Annotated in this window: 14 protein-coding genes and 3 pseudogenes; 12 read left to right on the top strand and 5 right to left on the bottom strand. The window is 72.1% G+C overall.

The window, feature by feature from the left end; genetic code table 11:
• The first annotated feature begins 19 nt into the window (after positions 1–19).
• A complete protein-coding gene (locus AC07F3_RS23105) occupies positions 20–772 on the top strand; it encodes a GntR family transcriptional regulator (RefSeq protein ID WP_479116362.1) in 753 nt (250 codons plus the stop codon).
• A gap of 14 nt (positions 773–786) precedes the next feature.
• Entirely contained in the window at positions 787–2,031 is a 1,245-nt protein-coding gene (locus AC07F3_RS23100; RefSeq protein WP_479116361.1) for a type ISP restriction/modification enzyme, read from the top strand.
• Between the two features lie 13 nt (positions 2,032–2,044).
• Here the strand turns inward: AC07F3_RS23100 and AC07F3_RS23095 are convergent, their stop codons facing one another.
• Both AC07F3_RS23095 and AC07F3_RS23090 read right to left on the bottom strand, forming a co-directional pair.
• A complete protein-coding gene (locus tag AC07F3_RS23095) occupies positions 2,045–2,578 on the bottom strand; it encodes a GNAT family N-acetyltransferase (protein WP_479116360.1) in 534 nt (177 codons plus the stop codon).
• 55 nt (positions 2,579–2,633) lie between these two features.
• Positions 2,634–3,341, bottom strand: coding sequence for a TetR/AcrR family transcriptional regulator (locus AC07F3_RS23090; protein ID WP_479116359.1), 708 nt, complete (start codon positions 3,339–3,341; stop codon positions 2,634–2,636).
• A 64-nt stretch (positions 3,342–3,405) separates the two neighbouring features.
• Between AC07F3_RS23090 and AC07F3_RS23085 the strand changes: the two genes are divergently transcribed.
• The 4 genes and pseudogenes from AC07F3_RS23085 to AC07F3_RS23070 all read left to right on the top strand — a co-directional run.
• The gene (locus tag AC07F3_RS23085; protein WP_479116358.1) at positions 3,406–4,368 is read left to right on the top strand and encodes an ATP-binding cassette domain-containing protein; all 963 of its coding nucleotides are present in this window, start codon (positions 3,406–3,408) and stop codon (positions 4,366–4,368) included.
• Positions 4,365–5,147, top strand: coding sequence for an ABC transporter permease (locus AC07F3_RS23080; RefSeq protein ID WP_479116357.1), 783 nt, complete (start codon positions 4,365–4,367; stop codon positions 5,145–5,147). The genes AC07F3_RS23085 and AC07F3_RS23080 overlap by 4 nt, the downstream gene beginning before the upstream one ends.
• A gap of 65 nt (positions 5,148–5,212) precedes the next feature.
• A pseudogene (locus AC07F3_RS23075) lies at positions 5,213–5,326 on the top strand (hypothetical protein); the annotation flags it as partial.
• Between the two features lie 58 nt (positions 5,327–5,384).
• A pseudogene (locus AC07F3_RS23070) lies at positions 5,385–5,638 on the top strand (CoA transferase); the annotation flags it as partial.
• Between the two features lie 29 nt (positions 5,639–5,667).
• On the opposite strand, the gene AC07F3_RS23065 reads toward AC07F3_RS23070, so the two are convergent.
• The gene (locus AC07F3_RS23065) at positions 5,668–5,931 is read right to left on the bottom strand and encodes a hypothetical protein (protein ID WP_189390052.1); all 264 of its coding nucleotides are present in this window, start codon (positions 5,929–5,931) and stop codon (positions 5,668–5,670) included.
• Between the two features lie 276 nt (positions 5,932–6,207).
• Between AC07F3_RS23065 and AC07F3_RS23060 the strand changes: the two genes are divergently transcribed.
• A complete protein-coding gene (locus tag AC07F3_RS23060) occupies positions 6,208–7,848 on the top strand; it encodes a serine/threonine-protein kinase (protein WP_479116356.1) in 1,641 nt (546 codons plus the stop codon).
• A 6-nt stretch (positions 7,849–7,854) separates the two neighbouring features.
• Here AC07F3_RS23060 and AC07F3_RS23055 read toward each other — a convergent pair whose 3' ends face one another.
• Positions 7,855–8,664 carry an SGNH/GDSL hydrolase family protein gene (locus tag AC07F3_RS23055; RefSeq protein ID WP_479116355.1) on the bottom strand — a complete coding sequence of 270 codons (810 nt, stop codon included), beginning with the start codon at positions 8,662–8,664 and terminating at the stop codon, positions 7,855–7,857.
• A gap of 269 nt (positions 8,665–8,933) precedes the next feature.
• Between AC07F3_RS23055 and AC07F3_RS23050 the strand changes: the two genes are divergently transcribed.
• The 5 genes and pseudogenes from AC07F3_RS23050 to AC07F3_RS23030 all read left to right on the top strand — a co-directional run.
• Complete coding sequence (locus AC07F3_RS23050) at positions 8,934–9,347, top strand: hypothetical protein (RefSeq protein WP_479116354.1); 414 nt, start codon at positions 8,934–8,936, stop codon at positions 9,345–9,347.
• Between the two features lie 329 nt (positions 9,348–9,676).
• Complete coding sequence (locus tag AC07F3_RS23045; RefSeq protein ID WP_479116353.1) at positions 9,677–10,540, top strand: glycosyltransferase family 2 protein; 864 nt, start codon at positions 9,677–9,679, stop codon at positions 10,538–10,540.
• Positions 10,537–11,562 carry a glycosyltransferase family 2 protein gene (locus tag AC07F3_RS23040; protein ID WP_479116352.1) on the top strand — a complete coding sequence of 342 codons (1,026 nt, stop codon included), beginning with the start codon at positions 10,537–10,539 and terminating at the stop codon, positions 11,560–11,562. Before AC07F3_RS23045 ends, AC07F3_RS23040 begins: the two co-directional genes overlap by 4 nt.
• Positions 11,559–12,368 carry a polysaccharide deacetylase family protein gene (locus AC07F3_RS23035; RefSeq protein ID WP_479116351.1) on the top strand — a complete coding sequence of 270 codons (810 nt, stop codon included), beginning with the start codon at positions 11,559–11,561 and terminating at the stop codon, positions 12,366–12,368. The genes AC07F3_RS23040 and AC07F3_RS23035 overlap by 4 nt, the downstream gene beginning before the upstream one ends.
• A 117-nt stretch (positions 12,369–12,485) precedes the next feature.
• Positions 12,486–13,697: pseudogene (locus AC07F3_RS23030) on the top strand (lipopolysaccharide biosynthesis protein); the annotation flags it as partial.
• Here AC07F3_RS23030 and AC07F3_RS23025 read toward each other — a convergent pair.
• Complete coding sequence (locus tag AC07F3_RS23025) at positions 13,691–15,079, bottom strand: xylan 1,4-beta-xylosidase (RefSeq protein WP_479116350.1); 1,389 nt, start codon at positions 15,077–15,079, stop codon at positions 13,691–13,693. The pseudogene AC07F3_RS23030 and the gene AC07F3_RS23025 overlap by 7 nt on opposite strands.
• Positions 15,080–15,119 lie beyond the last annotated feature (40 nt).

Below are 15,119 nucleotides of genomic sequence, written 5' to 3'. Positions count from 1 at the left end.
CACCTGATACGGAATCCCTGTGACCTCCTCCTTCGCACCCGACTCCCTGGTCCTGAACCGGAAGCTGCCGCTCTGGTACCAGGTGTCCCAGTCGCTGCGCGCCTCGATACTGGGCCGCTCCCCCGACGCCTCGCTGCGCCTGCCCACCGAGGAGCAGCTCGCCGCGCACTACGGGGTGAGCGTGCTGACGATGCGTCAGGCGCTCAAGGAGCTGGAGGAGGAGGGCCTGATCAGCAGGCACCGGCGGCGCGGCACGTTCATCGAGCCGGCCGCCCGGCGGGCCTCCCCGGTCCGGCTGCTGGGCTCGATCGACGCGATCGTGGCCCAGCAGTCGGGCGAGCGCACCACGATCCTGGGCCACGGCCCGGAGCCGGTGCCCGGTGACCTCGCGGAGTACTTCCCCCACTGCGCCGAGATCGTCACCTACCGGCGGCTGCGGTGCGAGGAGGAGAGCGGCGAGCCCACCAACTGGGCCCACAACGCGGTGCGTCCGGAGGTGGCCGCCGCGATCGACCTCGCCGATCTGGGGCGCTGGCCCATGACGAAGGTGCTGCGGGACGCGGTCGGGGTGGACATCGCGCGCATCACGGACACGGTGGAGGCCCGGCTCGCCGACCCCGTCACGGCCGAGCTGCTGCAAGTGCCGCTGCTCTCGCCGATCCTGCACTACACGGGAGTCACCTACGACGGGAAGGGCCAGGTCGTCGACGTGGCCCGGATCCACTACCGCGGTGACCGCTTCTCGTTCTCGGTGACGGTCGAAGCGCGCTGAGCCTTCCCCCTAGCATGCTGGCTGTGAGCGATGACGTGCCTCTCCTCGACGACCTGATGCCCTGGTCGGTGGCGCCGCTGCGGCTGGGGCGGGACTGGGTGGTGGCGCCGGACGAGCGGACCCTGCGCTCGCGCTGGGACCTGCTCGTACGGTCCGAAGGAGCCGAGCGGGAGCGATTGTTCGAGCCGAGCCGGTCGCGTACGCCCCGCTCGGCGGTGGCCGCGCTGCCCGGCCACGACGGCGGCACGGGCCCGTTCGAGCGGGAGCGCGGCGCGTGCCCGGCCCCGGTCCGCCTGCGGTGCGGCCCCTTCGACGAGCAGTGGCTGATACCGGACCAGCGCCTGATCGACGCCGCCCGGCCCGAGCTGTGGCGGGTGGCGGACGCGCACCAGCTCTTCGCGGTGGAGCAGGGGTACGTTCCGGCGGCCGCCTCCTCCGCCCGGAAGAAGACCGACGGCCCCGGGGAGGCGGGTCCCGCGCTGACCCTCTCGGCCGTGCTGCCCGACGGGCACTCCCCCGCCGGACGCCCGGGCCGCATCCGCCCGCTCCACCGGCGCCCCGGCGGCCTCGAACCGAACCTGGCGCCGGGCCTGCTCGCCTTCCTCGGCGGGCTGTACGCCACCGACGTCACGCCCCGGGACGTGCTCGCCTGGGCCGTGGCGGCCGCGTCCCCGGGCGCCGGGGGATGCGAGGTGCCACTGCCCATGGATCCCCAACTATGGTCCGTGGGCGTGGAGTTGGGGCGGCGCATCAGCACCCTGATGGTGCGCGGCGCGCACGGGGGCGAGAAGCCCCGGCTGCCCGGCGGGCGGCGGCCCTATGTCCGGGCGGCCGTGCCGGCCCGTCCGCTGGAGCTGCGGTACGACGCCGGGGAGGAGACCCTGCACGTGGGCGACGGCGGCCGGATCTCACCGGTGCCGCCGCAGGCCTGGGAGTTCCAGGTCGGCGGGGTGCGGATCATCGAGCTCTGGTTCCAGCGGCGCACCGGGCCGGTGGAGCCGGGCACCCCGGCCGCGATCGGCCCGGCCGGCTGGCCCCAGGAGTGGACCTCGGATCTCCTTGAGCTCATCACGGTACTCGCCCTGCTCGGCGAACTGCGCCCGTCCCAGGCCGAGTTGAGGGCGGCCGTCACGAAACAGGTGACGCGGGACCGGCTCCGCGCCGCGGGCGTCCTGCCGGTGCCGGACGGGGCGCGGCGGCCCGCGTCCGTGCTGGACCACCCCGAGGAGGGCCCCGGCGGCCAGTTCGCCCTCATCTGAGGTGCGGCCGGGCTCAGGCCTGGTACTCGGTCAGGTCGATGGCGTGGATGTTGAGCGCGTGCCCGAACTCGGGGTGGACCGTCTCGCGCTCCAGCTTCATCCCGAGCTTGCGCATCACGTTCTCGGAGGCCTCGTTGCCCACCCGCGAGACGCTGATGACGCGTTCGAGCCCGCGGTCCTGGAGGGCGAACTCCAGCGAGGCGTGGGCCGCTTCGGACGCGTACCCCTGGCCCCAGAACGGCCGGCCGAGCCGCCAGCCGATCTCCACCTCGTGCGCCGCCTCGGGGAGGTAGTACGGCACGGACAGGCCGGTGAAGCCGATCAGCTCGCCGGAGCCGAGGAGCTCGACGGCGAAGAGCCCGAAGCCCTCGGCGTCCCACTCGTCCTCCCAGCGCTCGATGTCCTCGGCGGTCCGCTCCAGATCGCGCACGGAGCCGTCGCCGATCCAGCGCATGACCTCCGGGTCGGCGTGGATCTCGGACATCGGGACCAGGTCGTCGTCGGTCCAGCGGCGCAGCAGGAGGCGGGGGGTGCGGATCTCGGTCATGGGGTCATCCTGCACGGACGGGGGCCCGAGCCGGAAATCCGCCGCCCGCGCCCCGCTACCCGCCGAACCCGTCGAGCGTCCTGGTCAGCGCCCGCTCGAACACCGCGTCCAGGTCGATGGGCCCGGAGTCCTCCGCGAAGGCCGCGGCCAGACGCGGGTAGCGGCCGGTGGAGACCTGGCTGAGCAGGTAGGCGATCCGCACACCGTGCTCCTGCTCGGGCGACCAGGGCAGCGAGCGGGTCCGCTCGGCGGTGGCGATCTCGTTGGCGACGTAGGTGGTGACCACGCCGTTCACCGAGGCGATCAGCTCCATCTTGGTGCCGTACTTCGCGTCCAGCGGGTCCAGGCACGTCATGCAGTGCTCCAGGTAGCGCAGCGCGTTGGGGCTGAAGCCGTACACCGGGGACATGAGGCGGGGCACCCAGGGATGGCGGTGCATCAGGGCCCGGGTCTGGTGGGCGAGGCCGAGCATGTCGGCCCGCCAGTCCCCGGTCGGCGGGCTCAGGTCGTACTCGGCGCTGACCGCGTCCACCATCAGCTCGTACAGGTCCTCCTTGCGCGGCACGTAGTTGTAGAGCGACATCGTTCCGCAGCCGAGTTCGGCCGCCACATGGCGCATGGAGACCGCGTCGATGCCGTCGGCGTCCGCGATCCGCACGGCGGCGGCCGCGATGTCGGCACGGCTGAATGCGGGCCTCGGGCCCCGTCCGGCGCGCTCGGGGCGCGCCCAGATCACTTCTGGTTCAGCAGGTCGCCCTGCCATGGATCATCACCTCGCCCCCCATCGTAGTTACGTACGGCGTACGTAGTGCGCTATGGTGAGCCGCATGACGACTACGTACGCTGTACTTAGTGAAGGTCTGGAGAAGCGCTTCGGCGAGGTCCGCGCGCTGCGCGGCCTCGATCTCGCGGTCGCCGAAGGGACCGTCTGCGGGATGCTCGGGCCGAACGGCGCGGGCAAGACGACGGCCGTCCGGCTGCTGACGACGTTGCTGGCGCCGGACGCGGGCTCCGCCCGGGTCGCCGGGCACGACGTGGTGCGCGAGCAGGACGCGGTGCGCCGGCGGATCGGCGTGACCGGCCAGTCGGCCTCCGTCGACATCGAGCTCACCGGACGCCAGAACCTCCGCCTGTTCGCCCGGCTGCACGGCATGCGCGGCGCGACGGGGCGACGGCGCGCGGACGAACTCCTCGACCAGTTCGCCCTGTCGGACGCGGCCGACCGCGCCGCCGGCACGTACTCCGGCGGCATGCGACGCCGCCTCGACCTCGCGGCGAGCCTGCTCACCCGGCCACGGGTCCTCTTCCTCGACGAGCCCACCACCGGCCTCGACCCGCAGAGCCGCAACCAGATCTGGGCCGCCGTGCGGGACCTCGCGGCCGAGGGCACCACCGTGCTGCTCACCACGCAGTACCTGGAGGAGGCCGACCGGCTCTCCGACGACATCGTCCTCATCGACCAGGGCCGGGCCGCCGTCACCGGCCCCCCGGCCGAGCTCAAGGCCCGCATCGGCTCCTACGCCGAGGTCGTGGTGGCCGACGAGGCAGCCCTGCCCCAAGCCGTCGCGGTCCTCGACCAGTTGACGGGTTCGGAGCCCCAACTCGACGCCGCCCGGCACACGGTGGGCGCCGTCTGCCCCGATCCGACGCTCACCCTGCCCCGCGTCGTGCGCGAACTGGACGCCGCCGGGGTCCCCATCCTGGACGCGAGCCTGCGTCCACCCACCCTCGACGAGGTGTTCCTGCGCCTGACCGGCGCCGCCAACTCCCGTAAGGAGCTCGTGACATGACGTCGCTCGCATACGACAGCACCGCCCTGCTCGGCCGACAGCTCCAGCGCATCCGGCACGCGCCCGGCGTGCTGATCCTCACCCAGACCATGCCGATCACGATGCTGCTGTTCTTCGGCTACGTCTTCGGCAGCGCGCTGGCGGTGCCGGGCGAGCAGTACCGGGCCTATCTGGTGCCCGGCCTCCTGGTGGCCACCGCGGCCAACGGCCTGATGACCGGCATGTTCCAGGCCGCCCAGGACTCCCACCGCGGCGTCATGGACCGGTTGCGCACCCTGCCGATGAGCCGCGCCGCGGTGCCGGTCGGCCAGAGCGCGGCGGACCTCCTGACGCACGCGGTCGGCATGATCCCGCTGATGCTCGTGGGGCTCGCGGTGGGCTGGCGGGTCGAGCGCGGGCTGGCGGGGGCGCTCGGCGCCTTCGGACTCCTGATGCTGCTCCGCCTGGCGACCACATGGGCGGGGCTGTTCCTCGGCCTGCTGACGCGGAGCGAGGAGGCCGCCGGACAGCTGGGGTCGGCGACCTTCATCCTGCCGCTGCTCTCCAACGCGTACATCCCCACCGACCGGCTCCCGCGCTGGCTGCGGGCCGTCGCCGAGTGGAACCCGATCAGCGCGGTCTCCTCGGCCGTCCGCGAGCTCTGCGGCAACGCCTCGCCCGCCGCCGACGCCGCCTGGCCGGTCGCCCACCCGGTGGCGGGCTCACTCGCCTGGTGCGCCTTCCTGCTGCTCGTCTTCGTACCGCTCGCGGTCCGCCGCTACGCGAACACCGGGCGCTGAGCGGGGCAGTGAGGTGACAGGTACGCGGGGAGAGCCTCGTCCTCGCCGATCCGGACGCCCGCGCCGTGAAGGCCGAGCGCATCGACGACACCGCGGCCCTCGGACTCGCCGCCCGCTTCGTGGGGTGCGACCGGGGCACGGAGGAGGTCGCGCTCGACCTGAAGGACCCGCGCGGGCCTGATATGCCGCAGGGTCTGGTCGCGGAAGCGGACGTGTTCGTGCGGAGCTTCGCGCAGCGCCGCGGCCGGGCTCAACACGGTCGAGGACATCGCCGGGCATCGGCGGCCCGCGGCACGGGGCCGCCGACGGGAGGTGGAGTCACCGGCGGGGCCGCTGCGGGCGCTGCTGCCGCCCATCGATCTGGGCGGCAGTCAGGAGGCGCGGACGGGTGCGGTGCCCGCGCTCGGCCAGCACACCTGAGCGACGCCGCGGCCCTGGGAATGACGGACGAGCAGATGGCAGAGCTGCGCCGGGACGGAGTGATCGCCTGAACGCGGTGCGCGTGGTGTCGGGGGTCGGTTCAGCCGCGGCTGCCGAAGAGCGAGCGGCGCAGCCGCCGCAGCGGCGCGAAGAGCGAGACGCGAGCACTCTTGCTCTTGCGGGTGTGCGCAACATCACGCGAGGTCAGCTCGCGCATCAGCAAGGTCGCCTCGGCCGCCTCGCGCTGCGGGACGGCGGGGCCGCCCAGCACCGAGAGATGGCGGTCGAGCCGCGAGCTGGTCGCGCTGCTCCCGCAGGTGATGGCAGGCACTCGTGCCCTGCCGCGCATTGTTATCTGTTCCATGTCACTCCCCACCCGTACGAGGGCACCCGGCCCCGGGCAGGTTAACCCTATCGCCCCCGCGTCACACTCGTGTATCCCGGTGGCAGGATTCACCTGGAGGGGCCGCAGGTTGACAGCCATGCTCCGAATCCATCTGATTCCAGGGCGAGTTGGACAGATTACTGACAGCCCCTCACGCAGAGTCGCGACCCGTGTTCGTACAGACTGTTCCATGCCGTTCAAGGGGGCGGCAGCGGGGCGCCCCTGAGCTAACTTGGAAGGGTTTCTCCGCCGCGGATGGGGGGCTCGCCAGTGAGCGAAGTGCCGGGCAGTGAGCAGCGATTGATCGCGGGGCGCTACCGGCTTCTCTCCCCTCTGGGCCGGGGCGGCATGGGCGTCGTGTGGCGCGGGCGGGACGAGGTGCTCGGGCGGGAGGTCGCCGTCAAGGAGGTCCGGGCCCCGGCCTCCCTGGACTCCCCCGAGACCGAGCGGCTGTACGCGCGGCTCGAGCGGGAGGCGTGGGCGGCGGCCCGGATCTCGCACCGCAACGTGGTGACCGTGTACGACGTCGCCACCGAGGACGGCCGACCGTGGATCGTCATGGAGCTGGTGCGCGGCCTGGCGCTGTCCGACGTGCTGGACGCGGAGGGCCCGATGACCCCGCAGCGCGTCGCGCGCATCGGCGCCGAGGTGCTCGCGGCTCTGCGGGCCGCGCACGAGGCCGGGGTGCTGCACCGCGACGTGAAGCCGGCGAACGTGCTGCTCGCCAACGACGGCCGGGTGGTGCTGACCGACTTCGGCATCGCCACGGTGGCGGGCACCCAGACCCTCACCCTCACCGGCGAGGTCGTCGGCTCGCCCGAATTCCTGGCCCCCGAACGGGCGTTGGGCCGCACTCCGGGGCCCGCCTGCGACCTGTGGTCCCTGGGGGTCCTGCTGTACGCGGCGGTCGAGGGCAACTCGCCGTTCCGCCAGAACACCCCGCTGTCCACGCTGCGGGCCGTGGTCGACGACGCGCTCCCGCCGCCGCGCCGGGCGGGCCCGCTCGCTCCGGTGATCGAGGGGCTGCTGCGCAAGGACCCGGCGGAGCGCTGGGCGGCCGAGGAGGCGGAGCACCAGCTGCGAGTGGTCGCGGCGGGCGGCACCGTGCGGATCCCGCCGGGAGGGTTCGAGGCAACGACGGTGGCCGTGCCGCCCGGACCGCCGACTCCGGTGCTGCCGCTCGCCGCCGCGGTCGCGGCCGGGACCGACACGGCGGCCCCCCAGGACCGCGGCCGCTCCCGGCACACCGGGGCGGTCCTGCTCGCGGCGGTCCTGGTGCTGCTGCTCGCACTCGGCTGGCTCGTGTACGCGCTGGTGAAGGACAGCGACCGGAGCGGCGGCGGGAGTTCGGCGAGCGGCGCGCCCGCCCCCTCCGTCCCGCACTCCTCCCCCACTCCCGGGACCTCCGGCTCCGCCGGCCGCGCGAGCGGTACGCCGTCCGTCTCCTCGTCCGCGAGTGGCGGCGGCTCCTCGGCCTCCTCCTCCGCCTCCTCGCCGGCCGCACAGTCGGTGGAGGTCAACCTCCAGGTGGTGCGCGGGAGTTATCAGGGCCCGTGCCCGGCGCCGAGCGCCTCGGCCCCCTCGATGGTGGCCGTCTTCACCGTGGGGCACGCGCCGGCGGACGTGGAGTACCGCTGGGTCACCCGGGACGGCGAGTCGTCGGATCCCGGCTGGAAGACGCTGTCGTTCCCCGCGGGCGGCCCGCGCACCCGCCAGGTCGTGCACACCGAGTCGCCCGCGCGGAGCGGGTCCAACGAGCTCCACGTCGAGGCGCGCGGGCCGGTGAAGGCCTCGTCCGGTCCGGTCGGCTACACGGTGACGTGCGCGGAGGAGACCCCGACGGGCGGGGCCTCCTCCTCCCACTCGCCGCCGGGCACGTCCACGCCCGCCGGCTGAGCGGAATCAGGCCGCGTTCGTGAAGGTGGGCAGGTAGCCGCCCGACTGTCCGGCGGCGGTGGGGTGGTAGGACTCGCCGATGTTGGTCCAGACGACGCTGTTCAGCCACGGGCTGCCGGAGCAGATCTCGTGTCCGGTGAAGGCCGGGACGACGTCCGCGAAGCTGAAGCCGTGGTCCACGGCGCGCTTGGCGGTCACCGAGTTGAGCTCGTCGGCGGCGCCGTTGATCGCCGAGCGGGAGGTGTCGCTGAGGCCCGCGATGCAGGTTCCGTCGAGCTTGTAGAAGTGCGGGTAGCCGATGACGACGACGTGGGCGTTGGGGGCCTTGGATCTGATCGCCGAGTACACCGAGTCGAGCAGTCCGGGCAGCGTCGAGTCGACGTAACCGCGGGCCGCCGACACCTTGCTGAGGCAGGTGGCCTGCGAGTACAGGACGCAGCTGGTCATGACGTCCGAGAACCCGGCGTCGTTGCCTCCGATGGTGATCGAGACGAGGTCGGTGGTGGAGCTGAGCGGGCCGAGCTGGTTCGCCGTCACATCGCCCGTGCGGGCGCCGGAGCAGGCGGTGAAGTCGAACGAGGCGGGCGAGTGCGCCGCCGCCCACAGGGCCGGGTACGCCCTCGTGGAGCGTTTGCAGCTGCCGCTCGCACTGTCGTAACTGCCGGCGCCGACGCCGGAAGAGTACGAGTCGCCGAGGGCCACGTAGTGGGATCCGGCCGCCTGGGTTGCCGCTGCGGCCACGCCGGCCCCGGTGAGGGAAAGCGCGACAGCCAGCACGAGCGCCCATGCATATGCCGCGATTCGGGACAGTTTCATGGAACCTCCTTGAGCGGGTTTTCCGCCACGGCAGTGGTACCAGCCCCCACAGGCCGCGGGAAGTGTCCATGCCAAGAACAGCGCGCGGACATCTGCGCCTATCTGGTGATCCGTCAGCAACTCGCGGGTAATCCTTCACCGGAGCGCCACACTCCGCTGACGGAGCGTCAATTCCTGTACGTCGTAGGCACATCGACGTCTTGACGGCACAGTCCGGACTGCGCCACATTGAAGCCTCGCATCCGGCGCATCGGGGGGAACCGTCGCCAATGCAGACCATCAGTGACAGATCGACAGGTGGCATGTCGGCCACCGATCTGCTGTCCGTTCTGGCGGGAGCGGCCCTCGCCGCCTCGGCCGCGGGCGCCGTCCTGGCGTTCGCCGGCCTCGACTCCCCGCTGCGCGCTCCGCTCGCGCTCCTTTATCTGGTGGCCGCGCCCGCGGAAGCGGCCCTTTTCGCCCTGCGCCGACTGGAACCGCTCACCCGCATGGTGGCGTCGTTATCAGGAGCGGTACTCATCGATCTGCTGACCGCCGAAAGCATGGCAGGTCTGCACCTTTGGTCGACCCGGAACGGCATCACAGCCGTGGGCGTGATCAGCCTTCTCCTCTTCCTGGTGGGAACGGGGGTGAATCGCTCCGAATGTGACCGTGAAAGTCCGGTCGAAAACACAGAAACGTGAGGCCTCGACTGAGGTCTTGCCATACAGTCCCCATCATCAATACCGTCTTACATCCACCCGCAACGGTCCATCATGCACAGCGGCACTGGGGGAGGGCTCAAGCGTCGCGATGGATACCGGAACGGGGCGCGGTAAGGGGGGTGCCGTGCTCGGCCTTCGCCATGCGTCGGCCGGAACACGGGCCGCGCGGCCAGCAAAGCCAGCTCACCCAATGCGTACGGTGCGCCATGCCGTCATGACCGGGTGAGAACCCCCCTTTCGTAACCGGAAAAACATCCGGACCGCCCGGGGGCGGGCGGTCCACCGGACGAGAGGGACAGAGACTCATCATGACTCCTTCCGTGCGCCCGGCCGTCCCGGGCCAAGATCAATTAATTGCGGAATCACCCGCCGACCCCACGACAGCGGGTGCCGCCAGCCGAATATCCGCTGCCTATCGACCGGTTTCGGCGAATCTCGCCATTGCGCCGCCGGTGAGCGTCGTGATCCCGGCGATGAATGAGGCCGAGAACCTTCCGCATGTGTTCAAGACGCTTCCGGACTGGATCCACGAAGTCGTCCTGGTCGACGGGAATTCCACCGACGACACCGTGCGGGTCGCCCGCGAACTGTGGCCCGACGTCAAGGTCGTCAAGCAGGTGGGAAAGGGCAAAGGTGACGCCCTGATCAGCGGCTTCGCCGCCTGCACCGGCGACATCATCGTCATGGTCGACGCGGACGGCTCGGCGGACGGCGAGGAGATCGTCAGCTACGTGTCGGCCCTGGTCGGCGGCGCCGACTTCGCCAAGGGCTCCCGCTTCGCCAACGGCGGCGGCACCGACGACATGACCCCGATCCGCAAGCTCGGCAACGCGGTGCTGTGCGCCATCGTCAACCGCAAGTTCGGCGCCCGCTACACCGACCTCTGCTACGGCTACAACGCCTTCTGGAAGCACTGCCTGGACAAGATCGTGCTCGACTGCTCCGGGTTCGAGATCGAGACCCTGATCAACATCCGGATCGTCAAGGCGGGCCTGCGCGTCCAGGAGGTCCCCAGCTACGAGTACAACCGGATCCACGGCGTCTCCAACCTCAGCGCGGTGCGCGACGGCATCCGGGTCCTGAAGGTGATCCTCAGGGAGAAGGCGGTGCCCCGGTCCCGCCGGCGCACCCAGGCGGTCTTCCTGAACACACGGCGGGGAGAGGTGTCTTGACGGAGCGTCGGTTCTCCGTGGTGATCTGCGTGTACACCGAGGAGCGCTGGGAGGACATCCTGGCGGCGGTCTCCTCGGTGCGCACGCAGTCCCTGCCCGCCCTGGAGACGCTGCTCGTGGTGGACCACAACGAGCGGCTCCTGGAACGGCTCACCAAGGAGTTCGAGCAGGCAAGGGCGTCCGGGGAGGTGCGGGTGCTCGCCAACGCGGGCCCCCGCGGCCTCTCGGCCGGGCGCAACACGGCCATCGCCCTCGCCCGGGGCGAGTTCGTGGCCTTCCTCGACGACGACGCCGTGGCCGAGCGCGACTGGCTGCGGCACTTCGCCGAGGGGTACGACGACCCGCGGGTGATGGCGGTCGGCGGGAGGACGGTGCCCGCCTGGGCGTCGGGGCGCAGGCCCGCCTGGTTCCCCGAGGAGTTCGACTGGATCGTCGGCTGCACCTACCGCGGGCTGCCGCCGGGCCGGGTCGAGGTGCGCAACGTCCTCGGCGGCAACGCCTCCTTCCGCGTCCGTGCTTTCGACGCCGCGGGCGGCTTCGCCACCGGCATCGGCCGCGACGGCGACAAGCGGCCGCTGGGGTGCGAGGAGACCGAGCTGTGCATCCGGCTCAGCGAGGCGCTGCCCGGCGCCGTCCTGCTCATCGACGACCGCTCGGTGATCCACCACCGGGTGCCCGCGGCCCGCGAACGCTTCGGCTACTTCCGGACGAGGGCGTACGCGGAGGGCCTCTCCAAGGCGCTGGTGGCCCGAAGCGTGGGCTCCGGCAGGGGACTTGAGTCGGAGCGGCGCTACACGACCCGGGTCCTTCCGGCCGGTGTGGCGCGCGGCCTGCGGGACGCGGTGCTGGGGCGGCCCGGCGGCGCGGGCCGCGCGGGCGCCATCGTGACCGGCGTCGCGGTGGCGGCCGGCGGCTATCTGCTCGGCACCGTACGGGCGCTGCGGAACGGGGCCGGTTTCACCGTGGCACCCATCGAGCGGGTGCGGCACACGGAGGCGAACGAGGAGGGTGAAGCGGCATGACGACTGCGCGGACGGGGCCCGTGCCCATCCTCATGTACCACTCGGTGGCGCACTGCCCCGCGAAGGCGGCGTACCGGCTCTCGGTCTCGCCGGACGCGTTCGCGGACCAGATGGAGCTGCTCGCGGAGCTGGGCTGCACCCCGGTGACGACGGCCCAGCTGGCGCACGCCTGGCGCACGGCGGGAGCGCTTCCACGCCGTCCCGTCCTGATCACCTTCGACGACGGCTACGAGGGCGTGCACCGCCACGCTCTGCCCGTCCTCGCCAAGCACGGCTTCGCCTCGACGCTCTTCGTCTCCACGGGCTGGCTGCGCGGCGCGTACGACGAGGGCGGCGCCCTGGACACCATGCTGGACTGGGACCAGGTGCGCGAACTCGCCGCGGCCGGCGCCGAGATCGGCGGGCACAGCCACTCCCATCCCCAGCTGGACCAACTGCCCGACGAGCGGCTCTGGTTCGAGACGCTGCGCTGCAAGGAGATCCTCGCCGACGAGCTCGGCCGCCGCCCCGTCTCGTTCGCCTACCCCTACGGCTACTCCAGCCGACGGGTGCGGCGCACCGTACGGTCGGCGGGCTTCTCCCAGGCACTCGCGGTGGGCAACGCCCTGGCCGAGCGGCGCCAGGGCCCGTACGCCCTGGAGCGGGTGACGGTCCGGCGCGGCACGAATCTCGACACCTTCGAGCGGCTCGTGGCGGGCAGCGGCCGCGACATCGCGCGCACCTTCGCCGCCGACCGCGTCCTGACGAAGGGATACGCCCTGGTCCGCAGGGCCCGGCAGGCCGGGCGGAAGCTCGGCGGCAACTGACGACCGACCGGAAGGCGAGCGGTAGCCGTGGCTGATGTGAGCACCGCCCAGGACCGGAGTACACCGACCCAGGACAAGCGCCGGACCAGCCCCCTCCTCCGCAACGCCTACGCGCTCATGCTGAACACGGGCATCAGCGCGGTGCTCGGCCTCGGCTTCTGGCTGGTGGCCGCCCGGTACTACACCGACGATGCGGTCGGCCAGGGTTCGGCGGCGATCGCCGCCATGAAGTTCCTGGCCGGGCTCACCGCGCTCACCCTGACCGGGGCGATGGCCCGCTTCATTCCGGTGGCGGGCGCCGCCACCGGCCGTCTCGTCCTGCGCACCTACGCGCTGAGCGCGTGCGTGGTGGGCGTGGCCGCGCTCGTCTTCATGGAGACGCTCGACTTCTGGGGCCCCTCGTACCGGTTCCTGCACGGCCCGTTCAAGGGGCTCGGCTTCATCGCGGCCGTCATCGCCTGGTCCGTCCTCACGCTCCAGGACGGGGTGCTCACCGGGCTGCGCAGCGCGTTCTGGGTGCCGGTCGGCAACACGGCGTTCTCCGCGGTCAAGCTGCTGCTCCTGGTGGTGATCGCGGCCTCGCTGCCGACCAGCGGCGTCTTCGTGTCGTGGGTGGCCGCGATCGCGGTGTCCGTCCTGCCGCTGGGCTGGCTGGTGTTCCGGCGCCTGGTCCCCCGCCATGTGGAGCTCACCGCGCGGACCGTCCGTCCGCCGAGCTGCCGGGAGCTGGTCCGCTTCCTGGCCGGCGACTCCACGGGTTCGCTGTTCGCGCTGGCGGTGGTCTACCTGGTGCCGGTGATCGTGGCCTCGCAGATCAGCTCGGCGGACAACGCGTACTTCTACATCGCCGCGACCATGGGCGGCACCGTCGAGCTGCTCGCCATCAACATGGGCGCCTCGCTGACCGTCGAGGGCGCGCACGATCCCAAGCGGCTCGGCCGCAACGCACGGGCCGCGCTGCTCCGCATGATCAGGATCGTGCTGCCGATCTGCGCGTTCCTCTTCGCCTTCGCGCCGCACATCCTGCACGTGTTCGGGGAGGGATACGCCCGGCATGCCACGCCGCTGCTGCGCTGGCTGGTGGTCGGGGCGCTGCTGCGCGTGGTGATCGAGCTGTACTTCGCGGTGCTCCGCGCGCAGAGCCGCACCGGCGGACTCGCCCTGCTCCAGGGCGCGTTGTGCGTCCTGGTGCTGGGATCCACCCTCGCGCTGCTGGGGCCGCTGGGCCTGACCGGCGTCGGCATCGCGGAGGTCGCGAGCCTGTCGGTGATCGCGGTGGTCGCGGCGGTGAGGCTGCTGCGGGTGCTGCGCTCGGCGGAGCCTCAGCGGGTCAGCCAGCGCACCTCGTAGGCGGCCATCGGGAACGACCTGCCGTCGACCTTCGCGTCGATGGACCGGCCCAGGGTGTTCACGACGAGCACGTCCTTGCCGCTCGCCAGCACCCGCACGTTCGGCACGTCGTCGGCGGCGACGCTGACGGTGGCGAAGCGGGTGCCCGGCGGGAATGCCTTGGCGAACCTGGCGATCAGCGCGTACATGGGCAACTCCTTGCCCCCGTCGCCCTGTTGGGTCGGTGTCCACAGGCAGCCGGGGCACGGGCCGCCCTGCGCCTCGGGGCTCCAGTAGAACGCGGTGCTCACACCGCCGCGCGCCAGGGCCATCATGCCGACGGCCTGGGTGGCGACGCGCCGCTGTTCGCTCCAGCCGGACTTGTCGGGCTCGACGTAGTACTCGGCCCACCACACCGGCAGTCCGCTCTGCTGGCGCACCCAGTCGCTCACGGCCGTCAGCTTGTCGCTGGCGCCGAAGGCGTCGGGGAGCATCTGGTTGGTGCGGGTGAATCCGGCGCCGTCGACCACCGCGAAGTCGGCGCCGTTCTTGTGCTTGTTCCAGTACGTGAAGGCGTCGAGCACCCGCTGGTCGACCGAGCCCCAGGGGCCCTTCAACGTGGACGCGTACGACTGGTCCTGCGGCCCGAAGCTGTCCATGACCAGATAGGGGCCGCCCACCAGGTTCCGCCGGTCGGCCTTCTTCAGCGCGTCGTAGACCTGGTTGTAGAGCTGGGTGTAGCCCTCGTAGTTCCAGCGCTGGGCGGTGTCGTCGTAGAAGCCCTTGAGCTCGTTCCACACGATGAAGTGCCGCACGTCCGGATAGCGCTGGGCCACCTTCGCGGCGAGCGCGGCGAAGTCCTTGTAGTGGGTGGGCAGCGGCGCCGACTCCAGCGCCTGCACGCTCCAGTCCGTCTTGCTCGCCCCGGACCGGCCGCCCTTCATCCAGTCGGGCGCGCAGCACAGGGTGATGACGGGCGTGGCGCCGGTGGAGCGGATGTAGCGCACGCGCCGGTCGAGGTCCGAGAAGTCGTACGTGCCGGGCGACGGCTCGGGGTTGCCCGCGCCCCAGCCCATGATCGCCTGGTTCTGGGGCAGGCCCTGCGCCGAGAGCAGGTCCCGGGCGCGCGCCACGGCGTCGTCGTCGCCGGTGTCGGCGCTGTACTGCGTGTGCGTGAAGCCCCAGCCGAGCGCGGGGTCGGTGTTGCTCGCGCCCGTCCGGCCGGGACCTCCCTCGCCCCCGCCCCGGTGCGTACACCCGACGGCCGCCAGGACGAGGCAGAGCACGGCGAGGAGGGCGGCGGCCAGCGGCGGCCGGCTCCCGCGCCGGGGCGACGCCACGGACCCGCGACGGCGAACGGTGGTGCCACGATGACGTTCCATCACGAGGGAGCGTATCGGCGGTGCTCGTCATTCCGGCCAG

It is taken from the genome of Streptomyces sp. NPDC045846, assembly GCF_056431605.1.
This window is presented reverse-complemented; position numbering and strand designations above follow the sequence as displayed.

Coding starts and splice junctions, on each gene's coding strand:
- AC07F3_RS23100 (WP_479116361.1), top strand. CDS start 787: ATGCTGGCTGTGAGCGATGACGTGCCTCTCCTCGACGACCTGATGCCC.
- AC07F3_RS23095 (WP_479116360.1), bottom strand. CDS start 2,578: ATGACCGAGATCCGCACCCCCCGCCTCCTGCTGCGCCGCTGGACCGAC.
- AC07F3_RS23090 (WP_479116359.1), bottom strand. CDS start 3,341: ATGGCAGGGCGACCTGCTGAACCAGAAGTGATCTGGGCGCGCCCCGAG.
- AC07F3_RS23085 (WP_479116358.1), top strand. CDS start 3,406: ATGACGACTACGTACGCTGTACTTAGTGAAGGTCTGGAGAAGCGCTTC.
- AC07F3_RS23080 (WP_479116357.1), top strand. CDS start 4,365: ATGACGTCGCTCGCATACGACAGCACCGCCCTGCTCGGCCGACAGCTC.
- AC07F3_RS23065 (WP_189390052.1), bottom strand. CDS start 5,931: ATGGAACAGATAACAATGCGCGGCAGGGCACGAGTGCCTGCCATCACC.
- AC07F3_RS23060 (WP_479116356.1), top strand. CDS start 6,208: ATGGGGGGCTCGCCAGTGAGCGAAGTGCCGGGCAGTGAGCAGCGATTG.
- AC07F3_RS23055 (WP_479116355.1), bottom strand. CDS start 8,664: ATGAAACTGTCCCGAATCGCGGCATATGCATGGGCGCTCGTGCTGGCT.
- AC07F3_RS23050 (WP_479116354.1), top strand. CDS start 8,934: ATGCAGACCATCAGTGACAGATCGACAGGTGGCATGTCGGCCACCGAT.
- AC07F3_RS23045 (WP_479116353.1), top strand. CDS start 9,677: ATGACTCCTTCCGTGCGCCCGGCCGTCCCGGGCCAAGATCAATTAATT.
- AC07F3_RS23035 (WP_479116351.1), top strand. CDS start 11,559: ATGACGACTGCGCGGACGGGGCCCGTGCCCATCCTCATGTACCACTCG.
- AC07F3_RS23025 (WP_479116350.1), bottom strand. CDS start 15,079: ATGGAACGTCATCGTGGCACCACCGTTCGCCGTCGCGGGTCCGTGGCG.